The 15,507-nt window shown below is 28.9% G+C and carries 18 protein-coding genes; 9 read left to right on the top strand and 9 right to left on the bottom strand.

Features of this window, described 5'->3' with window-relative positions; genetic code table 11:
• Positions 1-563: 563 nt before the first annotated feature.
• The 3 genes from V3V28_RS00185 to metG form a co-directional block, all read right to left on the bottom strand.
• Positions 564-842 carry a hypothetical protein gene (locus tag V3V28_RS00185; RefSeq protein WP_331362998.1) on the bottom strand — a complete coding sequence of 93 codons (279 nt, stop codon included), beginning with the start codon at positions 840-842 and terminating at the stop codon, positions 564-566.
• A 55-nt stretch (positions 843-897) separates the two neighbouring features.
• Entirely contained in the window at positions 898-1,884 is a 987-nt protein-coding gene (locus tag V3V28_RS00180) for a hypothetical protein (RefSeq protein WP_331362997.1), read from the bottom strand.
• A 348-nt stretch (positions 1,885-2,232) separates the two neighbouring features.
• Positions 2,233-4,287 (bottom strand): methionine--tRNA ligase, encoded by a 2,055-nt coding sequence (gene metG / locus V3V28_RS00175; RefSeq protein ID WP_331362996.1) that lies wholly within the window; start codon positions 4,285-4,287, stop codon positions 2,233-2,235.
• 102 nt (positions 4,288-4,389) lie between these two features.
• Between metG and V3V28_RS00170 the strand changes: the two genes are divergently transcribed.
• The 4 genes from V3V28_RS00170 to V3V28_RS00155 all read left to right on the top strand — a co-directional run bounded on the left by V3V28_RS00170 (position 4,390) and on the right by V3V28_RS00155 (position 7,476).
• Positions 4,390-4,995, top strand: a complete 606-nt coding sequence (locus V3V28_RS00170) for a hypothetical protein (protein ID WP_331362995.1) — start codon at positions 4,390-4,392, stop codon at positions 4,993-4,995.
• Positions 4,985-5,983: a S66 peptidase family protein gene (locus tag V3V28_RS00165; protein WP_331362994.1), complete on the top strand. Its 999-nt coding sequence runs from the start codon at positions 4,985-4,987 to the stop codon at positions 5,981-5,983. Before V3V28_RS00170 ends, V3V28_RS00165 begins: the two co-directional genes overlap by 11 nt.
• A 78-nt stretch (positions 5,984-6,061) precedes the next feature.
• Entirely contained in the window at positions 6,062-6,673 is a 612-nt protein-coding gene (locus V3V28_RS00160; RefSeq protein ID WP_331362993.1) for a phage tail protein, read from the top strand.
• Between the two features lie 2 nt (positions 6,674-6,675).
• Positions 6,676-7,476 carry a hypothetical protein gene (locus V3V28_RS00155; RefSeq protein WP_331362992.1) on the top strand — a complete coding sequence of 267 codons (801 nt, stop codon included), beginning with the start codon at positions 6,676-6,678 and terminating at the stop codon, positions 7,474-7,476.
• A gap of 97 nt (positions 7,477-7,573) precedes the next feature.
• On the opposite strand, the gene V3V28_RS00150 is transcribed toward V3V28_RS00155, so the two are convergent.
• On the bottom strand, positions 7,574-7,927 hold the full coding sequence (locus V3V28_RS00150; RefSeq protein ID WP_331362991.1) for a hypothetical protein: 354 nt from the start codon (positions 7,925-7,927) through the stop codon (positions 7,574-7,576).
• Between the two features lie 116 nt (positions 7,928-8,043).
• On the opposite strand from V3V28_RS00150, the gene V3V28_RS00145 reads away from it, so the two are divergent.
• Positions 8,044-8,403 carry a YraN family protein gene (locus V3V28_RS00145; protein ID WP_331362990.1) on the top strand — a complete coding sequence of 120 codons (360 nt, stop codon included), beginning with the start codon at positions 8,044-8,046 and terminating at the stop codon, positions 8,401-8,403.
• On the opposite strand, the gene V3V28_RS00140 is transcribed toward V3V28_RS00145, so the two are convergent.
• Together V3V28_RS00140 and V3V28_RS00135 are read right to left on the bottom strand one after the other, a co-directional pair.
• Positions 8,392-8,883 (bottom strand): TlpA family protein disulfide reductase, encoded by a 492-nt coding sequence (locus V3V28_RS00140; protein ID WP_331362989.1) that lies wholly within the window; start codon positions 8,881-8,883, stop codon positions 8,392-8,394. The two genes, V3V28_RS00145 and V3V28_RS00140, sit on opposite strands and share 12 nt — an antisense overlap.
• The gene (locus tag V3V28_RS00135) at positions 8,883-10,247 is read right to left on the bottom strand and encodes a TlpA family protein disulfide reductase (protein ID WP_331362988.1); all 1,365 of its coding nucleotides are present in this window, start codon (positions 10,245-10,247) and stop codon (positions 8,883-8,885) included. Before V3V28_RS00135 ends, V3V28_RS00140 begins: the two co-directional genes overlap by 1 nt.
• A gap of 105 nt (positions 10,248-10,352) precedes the next feature.
• On the opposite strand from V3V28_RS00135, the gene V3V28_RS00130 reads away from it, so the two are divergent.
• Both V3V28_RS00130 and V3V28_RS00125 read left to right on the top strand, forming a co-directional pair.
• On the top strand, positions 10,353-11,147 hold the full coding sequence (locus V3V28_RS00130; protein WP_331362987.1) for an SDR family oxidoreductase: 795 nt from the start codon (positions 10,353-10,355) through the stop codon (positions 11,145-11,147).
• Positions 11,148-11,176: 29 nt separating this feature from the next.
• Positions 11,177-11,563: a group III truncated hemoglobin gene (locus tag V3V28_RS00125; protein WP_331362986.1), complete on the top strand. Its 387-nt coding sequence runs from the start codon at positions 11,177-11,179 to the stop codon at positions 11,561-11,563.
• A gap of 3 nt (positions 11,564-11,566) precedes the next feature.
• On the opposite strand, the gene V3V28_RS00120 is transcribed toward V3V28_RS00125, so the two are convergent.
• Positions 11,567-11,926 carry a hypothetical protein gene (locus V3V28_RS00120; protein ID WP_331362985.1) on the bottom strand — a complete coding sequence of 120 codons (360 nt, stop codon included), beginning with the start codon at positions 11,924-11,926 and terminating at the stop codon, positions 11,567-11,569.
• An 83-nt stretch (positions 11,927-12,009) separates the two neighbouring features.
• Here V3V28_RS00120 and V3V28_RS00115 point away from each other — a divergent pair, with 83 nt between their 5' ends.
• Complete coding sequence (locus V3V28_RS00115) at positions 12,010-12,525, top strand: CvpA family protein (protein ID WP_331362984.1); 516 nt, start codon at positions 12,010-12,012, stop codon at positions 12,523-12,525.
• Between the two features lie 46 nt (positions 12,526-12,571).
• Positions 12,572-12,961, top strand: a complete 390-nt coding sequence (locus V3V28_RS00110; protein ID WP_331362983.1) for a hypothetical protein — start codon at positions 12,572-12,574, stop codon at positions 12,959-12,961.
• Positions 12,962-13,012: 51 nt separating this feature from the next.
• Here the strand turns inward: V3V28_RS00110 and V3V28_RS00105 are convergent, their stop codons facing one another.
• On the bottom strand, positions 13,013-13,642 hold the full coding sequence (locus V3V28_RS00105; protein WP_331362982.1) for a carbonic anhydrase family protein: 630 nt from the start codon (positions 13,640-13,642) through the stop codon (positions 13,013-13,015).
• 19 nt (positions 13,643-13,661) lie between these two features.
• Positions 13,662-15,503, bottom strand: a complete 1,842-nt coding sequence (locus V3V28_RS00100; RefSeq protein WP_331362981.1) for a SulP family inorganic anion transporter — start codon at positions 15,501-15,503, stop codon at positions 13,662-13,664.
• Between the last annotated feature and the right edge of the window lie 4 nt (positions 15,504-15,507).

The following is a 15,507-nucleotide window of genomic DNA, read 5'->3' as shown; positions in this document are numbered from 1 at the left end:
ATTTGCTACTTTAAAAGAAACATTCCATCTTCATTAATTTTATTTTTTGGTAGCCAATCTACAACACCGTAAGCTCTATAAAAACCACTATTGTAATTTTGATATTTAGGAGCATAATATTTTTTAGATTTACTAAAAGTTACAGGAAATTTGAATTCTTGTATTTTTTTTACATAAGAAAGATAAGGGTCTGTAAAAATTCTAATAACGCCTGCACCACCTCTTATACCTTCATCAATATCATTTATATCTATTTAATCTAACAACAGAAACATCAATATCAGATAATATCTGAAAATCAAAAAGTTGAGCACCATCAAGAAATATAGTAGGTTTGGTTCCGCCGTTAATGGTTCTAAAAGGGTTTCTAAGTCAAATATATATTGAATTTCCAGTTGTTGTTACTCCTGCTATATAACCACTTTTTCCATTTATAAATTCGGTAACATTTCGATTAGTTTTTCTATACCAATCAGGAACTGCATAAATTCTACCAAAAGATTTATTTTTTATTTTTCAACCTTTCTTTCTTCTAGGCCAGCTTTTATTACAACTTCATCTATTTATTGTACTTCATTTAAAGAAGTTGTAATCATATTGTTTTTAGTTTCTATTTGTCCTTTTTTAGTACCTTTAAACAAAACATATTCTTGCTTTAATTTTGGAACTTCATTCGGAAAAAATTGTGGATATAATTGTGCAGGAACTAGCTTACCATTGTCTTCTATTTTAGAAATTTTAATTTTTTCTTTTGATGAAGGAAAAAGATCTATTGTTAAAAATTCTTTTTCATTCTCTTCTAAAACATAATAGTTGGGCTTTCTACTATTTACACTATACACCGCATATTTACTTTTCTCTGTATTATTTACATTCGCTTTTAGAGTAATTCCTTTTTCAAAAAAAATAATTAATTTTTGATGATTGATTAAAAATATTATACCAAGAATAGCTGCTCCAACCTTGTGTAATTAACAAATTGTCTAAGTGAAATTTGGTGGTATTATTTATAATATTAAAATAATATTGTGCGTTTTCTATTTCGCCTTTTAAATATGGTTGCAAATAATTGTAAGAAACAATATTATGATGATGTTTATATGCTATTGTATCTGTAGGTAAAACAGACACACTAATATTATTTAGTTTTGCAATGTTTATTGTTTTATATGAAAGAGAAATAGCTAGAGAATCTGTACTTTTTTTTACATTAAAAGCATCTGAAGTTGCAGTTTTTACACCTCTAAAATTGAATGCCAACCTTTCTGCTATAGGGTTGTTTAATTCATCAAATAAAGTAAAAACATTTACTCCTGGAGATAATAAGTCTGTTTCAAAAATATGATAAATAGTATTTTTTCTATTGAATTTTACAGGATAATTTGTTAGCTTTTTTCCATTATGAAGTGTAACTTTATACATCTTATTTTTTATACTTGGTAATGTTAATTTGTTTGTTTTTATTGAAAGAATAACTTCATTTTCCTTTTGAATTGTAGAAAGAACAACTCCTTTTTGTTCTATATTATTGATGCTAAAAAAAGATTCTTTATTATTATAAACAATTCTTACGGTGTATTTTTCATCGTTTTCTGGAACAAAAGAAAATCGTCCAATTCCTAAATTATTTACCGTAAAAGAAGCTAATACTTCGTTTTTACTATCTAACAAATCACCAAAAACATCAGGAATTCCAAAACTGTTTTCATCCTTTATAATTAGGCCAATTACGTTTCTAGTGTTCGCAAGTAGATGTCCACTTTCGGGTAGAAATTGTGCATCAATCTTATCTGAAATAGATTTATTTTTAATTTCTTTTGTTTCATCTGGGTTTATAACCGTAAATGGCTGAACAGAAAAGTTTTGTTCTTTAAAATTCTTCATCCAATTGGTATAAGCAAAGAATTTGTATTGGCCAAAAGTAAAAAGTGAATCTATTTTAAAAGTACTGTTTACAAATCCATTTTCTACTTTTAGTAGTTTTTCTTTTATGGTTTTGTTGTTTTTATCTTTAACGACACAGTATAAGTTTTTAGTAATTAAAGATAGATTTTATATTTTTTTATTGAATACATAAGCCGTTTCTCTTGTTTTTCTGCATATTTAAAAATAACTTTAAAGTTTATACAATTAAAAAACACCGCTATAAACGGTGCTTTTTTACAAGTTTTTAAAGAAGTACTAGTTTTAGTAACTCCTACTTATAGATAGTGTGATATGTTATTTATAGCATTAACTAACTGCTTGCCCGTTTTTAACTGCTTTTTCTGGTTCTACAAAAGCCAATTTTCCATCAGGTGTATCTGTCATTAAAATCATTCCTTGGCTTTCTACACCTCTAATTTTTCTTGGCGCTAAATTCACCAACACAGAAACTTGTTGCCCAATAATATCTTCTGGAGAAAAGCTTTCTGCAATACCAGAAACTATTGTTCTAACGTCAATACCTACATCAACTTTTAGTTTTAAAAGCTTTTTAGTTTTTGCAACTTTTTCAGCTTCTAAAATAGTACCAATTCTAATATCTAATTTGGTAAAATCATCAAATTCTATAGTTTCTTTTTGAGGCTCTACCACTTTATTTTCTTGCTCGTTGGCAAGTTTAGTCGCTTGTAGTTTTTCAATTTGAGCATCTATTGTTTTGTCTTCAATTTTAGAAAATAATAACGTTGCTTTGTTTATTTGATTCGCTTCAGCTATTAAAACATTTTTTTCAGTAACATCTTCCCAAGAAAGTGTATCATCAATATTTAAAATTCCTTTTAATTTATCTGATGTAAAAGGTAAAAAAGGTTCAGAAAGAACAGCTAATGCTGCTGAAATTTGCAAGGCAACATACATAATTGTTTTAACACGTTCTTCATCTAATTTTATCACCTTCCAAGGCTCTTCATCTGCTAAATACTTGTTACCAAGTCTTGCTAAATTCATTAATTCTTGGCTTGCTTCTCTGAAACGATATCTTTCAATAGATTTTCCAATTGTGTTTGGAAACTCTTTTACAGCCGCTAAAACATCTTCATCAACTTCTTTAAAGTCATTTGGTTCAGGTACAATTCCGTTGTAATATTTGTTTGTTAAAACTACAACTCTATTTATAAAATTACCAAAAATAGCAACCAATTCGTTATTGTTTTTTGCCTGAAAATCTTTCCAAGTAAAATCGTTGTCTTTACTTTCTGGTGCGTTTGCAGTTAATGTATAACGCAAAACATCTTGCTGATTAGGAAATTCTTCTAAATACTCATGCAACCAAACTGCCCAATTTTTAGAAGTTGATAATTTATTTCCTTCTAAATTTAAAAATTCATTTGCAGGTACATTGTCTGGTAAAATATAATCTCCATGTGCTTTTAACATACTTGGAAAAATAATACAATGAAAAACAATATTGTCTTTCCCTATAAAATGCACCAATTTGGTGTCGTTTTTTTTCCAATAATCTTCCCAGTTTTTCCCTTCTCTTGCAGCCCATTCTTTGGTAGAAGAAATATACCCAATAGGTGCATCAAACCAAACGTATAATACTTTTCCTTCAGCATCTTTTAAAGGAACCGGAATTCCCCAATCTAAATCTCTAGTAACTGCTCTTGGTCTTAATCCATCGTCTACCCAGCTTTTTACTTGTCCGTAAACATTTGGTTTCCAGTCTTTTTTATGACCTTCTAAAATCCATTCGCGTAAAAAAGCTTCATGCTTATCTAAAGGTAAAAACCAGTGTTTTGTTTCTTTTACAGTAGGTACGTTTCCTGTAATTGAAGATTTCGGATTTATTAAATCTGTAGCATTGTGTGAAGTTCCACAGTTTTCACATTGATCTCCATAACTTTCTTCAAACCCACATTTTGGGCAAGTTCCAACAACAAATCTATCTGCTAAAAATTGATCTGCTTCTGCATCATACAATTGTGCTGAAACTTCTTCAATAAACTCACCATCATTATACATCTTTGTAAAAAACTCCGATGCAGTTTCATGCTGAATTTTAGATGAAGTTCTTGAGTAATTATCAAATGAAATTCCAAAATCTTCAAAAGATTTTTTAATAATTCCGTGATATTTATCGATAATAACTTGCGGAGAAACACCTTCTTTTTTTGCTCTCATTGGTATTGCAGCACCATGTTCATCAGAACCAGAAATGTAGGCAACATCATTACCCGTTAAACGTAAATAACGCGCATAAATATCTGCTGGAACGTAAACACCTGCTAAATGACCAATATGAATTGGACCATTTGTATAGGGTAAAGCTGCTGTAATTGTATATCTTTTTGGAGCACTCATGTGTTCTATGTATTAATTTTGGACTGATTTTTGAAGTGCAAAAGTACAAAAAAGGAATTTTCTATAATCATTCTAAATGACTACTTTTATTGAAAACTTATTATGAAAAATAAATTATTTTTGATTTTATTTTTACTAACTTTCTCATTAGTAATTTCTCAAGGAAAAAAAGATTCTATAAAATCGAACCCGATACTTTATATAGGAATGAACTTGGGCTTCGTTAATGGTAATTTTAAAGGAGGAATTGCAAGTTTCGATTTAAATTATCAACAAAAAAACAACCTATTTACGTTTAAATATTCCTCTATTTTAGATTTTAAAAAATTGAAATTTTTTATAGTATTTCCAATAGCAAATACAATCTCTGAAACGGAGCAATTTTCCTTATTGTATGGTAAAAGATATGTTGAAGATGGTTTTTCTTATCATTTTTCTGGTGGAATATCTTATAATACAACAGATGATAGAATAATTAATAAAAGGTTTAGTTATTTTGGTTTTCCTGTTGAAATAGGTGTTAATTGGTTTAAATCTAAAAAGAAAAAGTTTAGAATTTTATATGGTTTAATACCTATTGGTAAGCCTACAGGTTTTGGACGTTCAATTGGTTTAAAATTACATGCAAATATTGCAAAAAAAGCATATGTTGGTTTGGGTTTAAATTTTGGTATTGGTTGGCATAAAAAATATAATAATGAAATTTAAAATAGTTACAATTTTACTTTTGATGAGTTTCTCATCAATAACTGCACAAGAGGAATCGAACAAGTTAGTAACACCGTCGCATTTACAAAAAGGAGATACCATTGCAATTGTTGCGCCTGCAGGAATTTTAAAACAATATAGAAAAACAACAATTCAAAAAGCAAAAGAATTAGCAGAAAGTTGGGGTTTAAAAGTAGTTTTGGGTAAAAACTTATTCAATCAGAACAATCATTTTTCAGGTACAGACAATGAACGTTGTCAAGACTTTCAAGATGCTTTAGACAATCCAAACATTAAAGCAATTTGGGCCGCTAGAGGCGGTTATGGTTCTGTAAGAATTTTAGATTTATTGAATTTCGATAAATTTAAAGAAAGCCCAAAATGGATAATTGGTTATTCAGATATTACTGCATTTCACAATCATATTCATAATTTAGGTTTTGAAACCATTCATGCAATGATGGCAACAAGTTTGGGTGAAAAACCAGAAGATATTATTGAAACGATTGCTAGTTTTAAGAAATCTCTTTTTGGGGAAGAATTAATTTATAAAATTCCATCTTCAAAGTACAATAGAACTCATTCTTCAAAAAAAATAGAAGGACAAATAATAGGAGGGAACTTGGCTATTCTAACTTCTATGTTAGGCTCTAAAAGTCAATTAAATACTGAAGGAAAAATCCTATTTATTGAAGAAATTGGTGAATATAAATATTCTATTGATAGAATGTTACAAAGTTTAAAAAGAGCGGGTTATTTTACTAAAGTAAAAGCAGTAATTATTGGTAACATGTCTTCTGTTAAAAAAAATTCTACAAAATGGGGAAGCTCTATTGAGCAATTAATTTTAGACGTTATTCCAGAAGATATTCCTGTTTTGTTTGATTTTCCTGCTGGTCATGAAGATGATAATAGAGCTTTGATTTTTGGAAAAATTACTCAGTTATCTTTTGAAAAAACGAAATCAATGTTGGTTTTTAGAAAATAGAATTAATTCTTATATTGTTGCAAATGGAGGTAAGCTGAAAATCCGTAAATAGAGTAAGCATCAATTAAATTATATATTATGAAAAAACTATTATTGCTAAGTTTAACAATTATTTGTTTTTCTGTTTCTAGCACACAGGCTCAACAAGAAGGGTTTATTGGAGAAGTAAAAATGTTTGCAGGAAGCTTTACGCCAAGAGGATGGGCTTTGTGTCAAGGACAAATACTTCCAATAAATACTAATACAGCATTATTTTCTATTATAGGAACAACGTATGGTGGAGATGGTAGAACTACTTTTGCTTTGCCAGATTTAAGAGGTAGAGTACCTGTAGGACCTGGAAGGAGTCCAGGATTATCTTCTATAAAATTGGGGCAAAAATTCGGAACCGAAATTACAACTTTAAACAATATAAATTTACCTTCTCATAACCATAGGGTTAGTAGCTATTCTGCGAATCCAAATGACGCTACGAAAGGCAAATTCATACCAGGAAGTAAATCTTTTATTAGCGTTGGCAATGAATCTAATAGTTCAACTAATACTAGTAATACTAGTAATACTAGTAATACTAGTAATACTAGTAATACTAGTAATACTGGTGGAAAACAACCACTTTCTAACACTCAACCTTCATTGGGTATCAATTTTATTATTTGCACTCAAGGTATATTCCCTTCAAGAAGTTAATAATGGGAGAGGCTAGAAATTTTATGATGCTATTATTAATATGCATCACAGCAGTTACTTCTGCCCAAGAAAGTTTTGATCTTAACGATTTAAACAATTGGGTTTCTGGAGTAGATAAGGAAGCTAAAGAAGTAATTCTTAAAGACGGTGAATCCATTTACAGTGAGAACAAGATTTATAAACTTACTATGCAAGCAGATAGTAATTTGTGTTTCTATAAAAACGATACTGAATTTATTTGGTGTAGTATGTCTAATGGATATGGGAAAAATGCTTATATGAAATTAAAAGGTGGAAACTTTGCAGTTTATGACGCTAATAATAAACTAATTTGGAAACCATCTAGTATTACAGGAAATCCTACTAATATTATTTTAGGTAATGATGGTGTTTTAAAGTTAGAAGATTCTAACAAAAAGGTATTATGGACACATAACGAGTCTCATACGAACGATATAAAGGATTTGTCTGGTTATAAAGGTGATTATGTTTTAGATAGTAAAGAAGGCGCCAATTGTAATAATTTTAATGATAAATCATATAAAGTTATTTTAGACCCAAATAACAAGCAAGTATTTTATTTAGAAACTAAAAACACCCAAGGTTTTAATTCTCAAATTGCATTTCAACTAGTATCACCTACTCAACTTCAAGCTGTTGGAGGTAATGGAAGTGCTTTGTTTACAGGTGGTTTTTGTGAAATTAGGAATGATAAAGAATTGGTTTTTGTTGTAGACATCAGTGGAAATTCTGAAATTGATTGTACTTTCAGTTTGAAAAGGAAAAAGAACTTTATTGATTAATTAAAGAGTTTATCTCTTAAGTATTTTACCCAAAATATAGTATTCTATAGTTATATATTTTGGGTAATCTTTTTTGATTAGAACCTAATTGTTGTTATTACAGAATAGATTTTATTTTAAATATAGAAGTATCTAAATCATTATAAAGTTTTAAAAACCTTTGTTTGCGATTTTCTTGTTGTTGAATTTCTTTACCTTGAAAACTGCCTATAAAACTAAACCATTTGTACTTTGATCTATTATGATTTTCTTCTTCTAAATTAAAATCCATTTTAGATATTTCTTGTTTTATTTCAGAATTGAAAAAAGCAGTTTTTATCTTATTTTCGAACCTTTTTATTTCAATTTTAAGTTGATTTATTTCATCATCAGAAATAATATTATCATTTTGATGTCTTAAACATTCATTTTTTAAAAATTCTAAATATTTAATTAGGGTTTCTTCTGTCATATTTTATAAAAGTAATCAATAATGTGTAAATTAACACATTGGTAATTTTATACTATTTTTATTAAAATCTTATTGATGACTGAAAACTGCCAACTGAAGGCTGTAAACTAAAAAAAATGGCAGAACACAACGAACTTGGTAAAAAAGGAGAGAAATTAGCCGTAGATTTTCTAATAAAAAACGATTATAAAATCCTTGAAACAAACTACCGCTATTTAAAAGCGGAAATAGATATTATTGCTCAAAAAGAAAATATTTTAATTGCAGTAGAAGTAAAAACAAGAAGTTCAGATTATTTTGAAGAACCACAAGATGCTGTAAAACCAAAAAAGATAAAATTAATGGTTTCAGCAATTGATTACTATGTAGTTGATAAAAATTTAGATATAGAAGTAAGGTTCGATATTATTGCTATTATTCATCAAAATAATAAAACAAAAATTGAGCATTTAGAAGATGCTTTTTTACATTTTTAAAGCCTTAATAACTGCTTTTCTTAAATCTTTAAATTCAGATTGTTTTGTACCACTATCTATATATGAAATTTTTCCTTTTTTGTTGATAACAAAGTAAGAAGGATATACTTGTTTCTTGTTAAATTTCTGACTAACATCCATAGCAGAATATGCTATTCTAAAATTAAACGGACGTATTTTTAATAATTTTTCTATTGCTGGTTTCCTGTCTAAAGCGGGTGCTATAAATAAAATATCGTCTCTTTTATCAAATTCTTTTACCAACCTATTTAATTTAGGAATGTCAGTTAAACAAGGCATACAAGACGTAAACCAAAACTTAAAAACCACTACTTTTTCTTTGGTGTCGTTATTGGTTAATTTACTACCATCTGTAAGCCAGAATTTAAAATTTGGTGCAGTATCATTTATTCTTAAACTTTTCTGACTAGCAGTTGAAAAAGAGATGAATAAAGTAATACATAAAAATGTTTTATACATTATTCTTTCGTTAAATACTCTTTTACACCTTTTAACTCTTCAGGTTTTGCAATAATTTTTTTGTTTGCATCTAATACCAAATAAGTTGGTGTTGCGTTAATATTATAAGTTCTAGAAACTTTGTTTTCCCATTTATTTAAACCTAAAACATGGTGCCAATTAGGTAAGGTAGTTTTCATACTTTGCCAACCAAATTCGTCTCTTTCTAAAGAGAACGCTATAACTTTAATGCCTTCTTTATCTAGCAAAAATTTATGCAATTCTGGAATCTCTTTTAAACAATGAGAACAGCCAGTACTCCAAAAAACCAAAACATATTTTTCTGCATCCTCTAATTTAGAAAGCGTTAAGTTTTTACCATTTTCTTTCCAAGAAAAATCTGGAGCAATTCTACCAACTTCTGCAGCTAAAAGTGCAATTTTTTCAGTTATAAAACCTTTGTTTTGAAGTCCATTTGGAAGTTTTTTATAATGATTTTCAAATAAATAATCTATCAATTCTAAATTTTTTGAGCTTTCAAATTGAGCAATTAAAAACTCAATTACATCTTTCTTAAATGGTAAGTCTTTACTTTTATCTAATACTGTTTGTATTGATGTTTTATATAAATTTTGTTGAGTTTCTTTATTTTCTGAATAGTTAATATAAAAGATATAATCTGTAATTCTATCTACTAGAAAAGAGGAATTTAAAAGTGTTTTATCAGAAAAATCCATATTATTAAAAAATGTACTAATCATATTAGACATGTACATTTTTGGTGTTGTTAATATTTCTTTAGGATTTGCTCTTAAAGTTGCATTAATAAAAGGTTTTACATATTTATTCTCCGAAGCTTTTAAATACTTTTGCTGAATTATACTTACTTTTTGCAATGCAGTCTTATAGTATGTGTTTAGGTCTAAATCAGGGTTTTTTAAAACGGTTATCTGCAGCGAATCTAATTTTTGTTGTGCAATAGAAATATCACTTAAATATTCTCTGTATAAAATGTTTTCTTTAGATTTTGAAAAAACCACTGTTTGTTCTGGGTAATCTGGATGAAAAGCAAAACTTACATCTTCTTTATTATAAATAAAATCTACAAAACCTGCACCTTCTGTACGGTAAGTTGCTCTATATGCACCAGGTTTTGCATCTATGGGAAGTGTAAAATTAAAGTTTCCGATTGCACTTTTTGTTCCATCAACTAAAATAGAGTCTATTTTAATTGTTGAATTTTTTACAAATTTCTGTCTTGCACCTTCAATTTTATAAAGAATAACCCAATCGCTTTCTATAGCAGGTGTCATTGTTGCTTTAATTGTATGTTGAGCTTGTATAAGTGAAGTTGTAAGAAATATAAAAGCGAGTATTTTTTTCATCTTTTTAAAGTTGATTTTTGTTCTTGGTAATTTATTTTCAAGAAGTGTACCAAAAATACTATTTCTACAACAAAATAGGTATATTGTAATTCAAAAAAATAAAATATGTCGTTTTCTAACAAAACAATTTGGATTACTGGTGCTTCTTCGGGGATAGGAAAAGCCTTGGCAATTGAGTTGTCTCAACAAAATGTAAAATTAATTTTATCTTCAAGAAAATTAGTCGCTTTAGAATTGGTAAAAAAGGAATGTAAAAATGCTGCCGAAGTAAAAATTGTTACTTTAGATTTAGAAGATTACAATAATTTACAATCTAAGGTTGATGAAGCAATTTCTTGTTTTGGAACGGTAGATATCTTAGTTAATAATGGTGGAATTAGTCAACGCTCTTTGGTAAAAGATACCCAAATTTCTGTTGATAAGCGTTTAATGGATATTAATTATTTAGGAACTGTAGCTTTAACAAAAGCATTATTACCTCATTTTATCAAAAATAAAAAAGGACAATTTGTAGTAACTACTAGTATTGTTGGTAAAATAGGAACTCCTTTACGTTCTAGTTATGCAGCAAGTAAACATGCTTTACATGGTTTTTTTGACAGTTTACGAGCTGAACATCATCGAGATAATATAGCAGTCACTTTGGTTTGCCCGGGTTTTGTAAATACAAATGTTTCTAAAAATGCATTAACAGGAAATGGAACTCCGCAGCAAAAAATGGATAGTGCTACTGAAAACGGTATTGACCCAGAACGTTTTGCAAAACAGATGATAAAAGTCATAAAAAAGAAAAAGGAAGAGGCTTATATTGCTGGCACAAAAGAAAAATTAGCTGTGTTTGCTAAACGCTTTTATCCGAAGTTATTATCTATAATGATTCGTAAATTAAGTGTTACCTAAATTATTTAAATAGAATTAATTCTTATAGTTTGAAAACAATTGAATCAAGAAAAGATGTAAGCATCCTTGTAAATACTTTTTATCTTAAAATTAGAAAAAATGAGTTATTAGGGCCAATTTTTAATAGTCATATAGCAGAAGATAAATGGCCAGAACATTTAGAAAAACTTACTGATTTTTGGGAAACAAATTTGTTTGGAATCCCAAAATTTAAAGGAAATCCTTCTCAAAAACATCTTAATGTAGATGAAAATTTAAACTATACAGTAGATCAAAACCATTTTGGTAAATGGTTAGAGATTTGGTTTGAAACAATAAATGAGCTTTATGAAGGTGAGCGTGCAGATAGAGCAAAAGAAGCATCAAGAAGAATTGCGCATGCACAATTTATGATGATGTGGAATCGTAGACCTTAATCTTTATGATTCAAAATATTTTAAAGCATCAAAATAATTAATAATTGCTTCTTTCATAAGTACCGTTTGTTCACCAGGCTTTAAGCTTGGTAACTCTGTAAGAATTTTATAATGTGGCCAAGCATCATCATCAAAATAATCGAATTCATAATAACCATAAGGTTCTAGCAACTTGCAAATAGCAATATGCATTAGGTTTACTTTTTCGTCTTTTTTAAATGTTCTTTGACCTTGCCCTAATTCTTGAACACCAATTAAATAGATAATTCCATCCATATTTAATTCATCACCATCTGCAAACTGATCTGTTAACTTATTGGTAAGTAAATTCCATTTTTCTTTAAGGCTACTAATTTTTGGCATACCATTTGTATTTAATTGTGTAAAGATACAATGAGCATTTTTAATTTTTAAAAAAAAGATGTAGGTTTGAAGAAATTATTTTTATGAATATTTTTGACATAATTATTGCAGCTTTATTACTTTTTGGATTTGTAAGAGGTTTAATGAAAGGATTATTTGTAGAGGTTGCTTCTTTGGTTGCGTTAATTGGTGGAGTGTACGGTGCAATTCATTTTTCTTATTTTATAGGAGATTTTTTAAAAGAATCAGTATCTTGGAGCCAAGAATATATTTCTTTAGCTGCTTTTGCAGGGACATTTGTTGTAATTATTGTAATTATTGCCCTTTTAGGAAAGATGCTTACAAAATTAGCAGATTTTGCTTCTTTAGGAATCATAAATAAAATATTAGGTGGCGTTTTTGGCGCCTTAAAAATAGGATTGATATTAAGTGTTATTTTTACCTTTTTTGGTAAAATGAATGATACTATTCCTTTTGTAGATAAGGAAACCTTAAAGAAATCAATTTTGTATGAACCGGTTAAAAAAATAGCTCCTACAATATTCCCCTCAATAATAAAAGAACACAAAGGGGAAAAACCCCTATTAGAAAATATATAAACTTAATTTGTAATTTTGTAAATTGCGAATGTTAAACAGGAAAAGAATGGGGAAAACTTACAAAATTTTAGCTTTATTGAGCATTACATTATTAATGTCATTCAGCACTAAAAAGAATTGCGAAATTTTAAAAAACAACACTTTTAAATATAGAAATGCTAAAAAGGATGTTGTTGTTGTTTTTAAAGAAGACAAACATGTAGAATATCATAATGATAAAGAGCATTTTATTAAGTCTGATATAGAATGGGTAAATGATTGCGAGTATTATTTAATAATAAGAGAATCAACATTACCAAATTTTCCTTTTAAAATGGGCACAAAAATGCACATTATTGTTAATAGGGTTAGAGGTAAAAAAGTGTATTATACTTCTTCTTTAGGAGGAAAATCCTGGGAAGGAAGACTTACTAAAATAAAACCAAGTAAAATATAAATAAAAAACCCAAGGAAATTCCTTGGGTTTTTTTATAAGATTATTTTTTGATTATAGAAGTACTACTTCTCCTGTTTGTAAAGAGTAAACACCACCAATAATTTCAATATCTCCATCAACTTCCATTTCTGATAAAATTTTACTTTTTTCACGAATTCTTTCTATTGTTAAGCGAACGTTACATTCAACAGTTTTAGCAACAAATTCTTTATTAGAAGAATCTACATCATCTTCAAAATCTAACGCAGCTTCTTTAACGGCAGGAATAATATTATCTAACATTGCAGTTATGTTTCCTAATTCTACACCATCACAGGCAGCTTTTACAGCTCCACAACTTTCATGACCTAGAACAAATATTAGTTTACTTCCTGCTACTGCACAAGAATATTCTAAACTTCCTAAAATATCTGTATTCTCGAAATTACCAGCAACTCTGGCAACAAAAATATCTCCAATAGTTTGATCAAAAACCTGCTCTACAGGAACTCTAGAATCTATACAAGATAAAACTACTGCTTTTGGAAATTGTCCAGAAATTGTATCTTTTACTAAAGCGTTATAATCTGCTTTTTGTAAACTATTGTTTCTAAACCTTTTATTACCTTCTAATAAATCACTCAAAACACTTTTTGGTGATAATGAACTTTGTATTTCTTTATTTATTGCTATATTTTTCATAATAATATATTTTTATCTTTTATTTTACCCAACTTACACATTCATCAAATGATTTAAAAATGTGTTCTGTTGGTATAAAATCTGGTATAATATCAATTCTTTCCATCATATACCTTGGTTGTTTTAATAAATTTACGAATAAAACTTCTATGTTTCTAGTTTTTAAGTCTTGAAGCATGTCTTCCATTGCATACAAACCAGATTGATCCATATATTGCATTCTACCTAAACGCATAATTACTGTAGATGCAGTGTCTGGTATCTGTTGAGCTAATGCTTGAAAATCGCTTGTTGACCCAAAAAATAAAGGTCCTTTTATATGTTTGATAAAAACTTCTTCTTTTAAATTTTCAGGGAAGTCTTTTTCATCTGCCCAAGATTCTTCCTTAAGGCTTTTTACATCTGATCTTTCTGCTGTTAAATCTCCAATTTTTTTCATAAACATTAAAGAAGCAATTACAAGTCCTATTCCTACTGCGTAAACTAGATTCCAAAAAGTAGATAGAAGTAAAACAACAATCATAATTAATACTTCTGAACTCAATTTAAAAGGACCAAATTTAATATCTCTTGGTAAACTTGGTATTGCTTTTAATCCTTTATAATCCATAACACCAATACCAACAGTAATTAAAATTCCGGCTAAAACTGCTGCAGGAATTTTAGAGGCAACAGGTCCTAAACCTAACATAACAATTAGCAGCATTAATCCTGCAATCATTCCAGAAAGCTTTGTTTTACCACCAGCATTTATGTTTACTACAGTTCTAATAGTTGCTCCAGCTCCTGGTATTCCACCAAACAAAGCAGCTACACTATTTCCAATTCCTTGCCCAACTAATTCTTTATTAGGTTTGTGTTTTGTTTTGGTCATATTATCTGCAACCACACTTGTTAATAATGAATCTATTGCACCTAAAAGTGAAAGTGTTAAGGCTGTAAAAATATAAGGTGTAATGTTACTTAAAGAAAAACCTGAAAATATCTCCCACTTTATGGTTGGTATTCCACTAGGTATTTCTTGAATTGTTCTATAATCTAATCCAAAACCAACTGCAATACCAGACATTACAATTAATGCAACAAGTGTACTTGGTATTTTAGTGGTAATCCGTTTAAAACCATAGATAATAAATATGGTACCAAGCGCTAGTAAAAGTTCTAACCAATTAATATTTTGTATTGCTCTAGGAAAAGCTTTTAAGGCTCCTAAAGCACCAGAAGCTTCTTTAGCAGCTAGTGTTTGAGATTCTTTAGTAATTTGATCTGGAGTAATTTTACCAGCTCTTTCTATGGTTTTACTAAAATCTTCTAAAACTAAAATGCCTTCTCCTGCTTCTTCTTTTAGAATGTTTTCTAAAATTAATTCTTCTGCTTCAGGTTTAAACTGTTGAACAAATTCTACATCTTCTTTTGGGTAATAACCTAAAGAAGGAAGTACTTGAGTTAACAAAATGATAACTCCAATTGCTGTCATAAAACCAGAAACAACAGGGTAAGGAATATAACGAATGTATTTTCCTAAACCGATTAAACCTAAACCAATTTGGAATAGTCCTGCTAATAAGAATACGGTTAAAATAGCTGGTAATGCTTTAGAAAGATCACCATCATTTGCGGCAACAATTCCTGCAATAACCACCATACTTACTGCGGTCATTGGTGCAGTTGGACCAGAAATTTGTGTATTTGTTCCACCAAATAAAGCAGCAAAGAAACTAATAAAAATTGCACCGTATAAACCTGCACTTGGCCCTAAACCAGAAGAAACACCAAAAGCTAAAGCTAAAGGTAAGGCTACAATACCGGCTGTAATTCCACCAAAAGCATCACCTTTGATATTTGAAAATAATTTTTTCATAAAT

The sequence above is a fragment of the Polaribacter sp. genome (genome assembly GCF_036480315.1).
Lineage (GTDB): Bacteria > Bacteroidota > Bacteroidia > Flavobacteriales > Flavobacteriaceae > Polaribacter.
The sequence above is the reverse complement of the archived record's forward strand: the minus strand, read 5'-3'. Positions and strand labels throughout refer to the sequence as shown.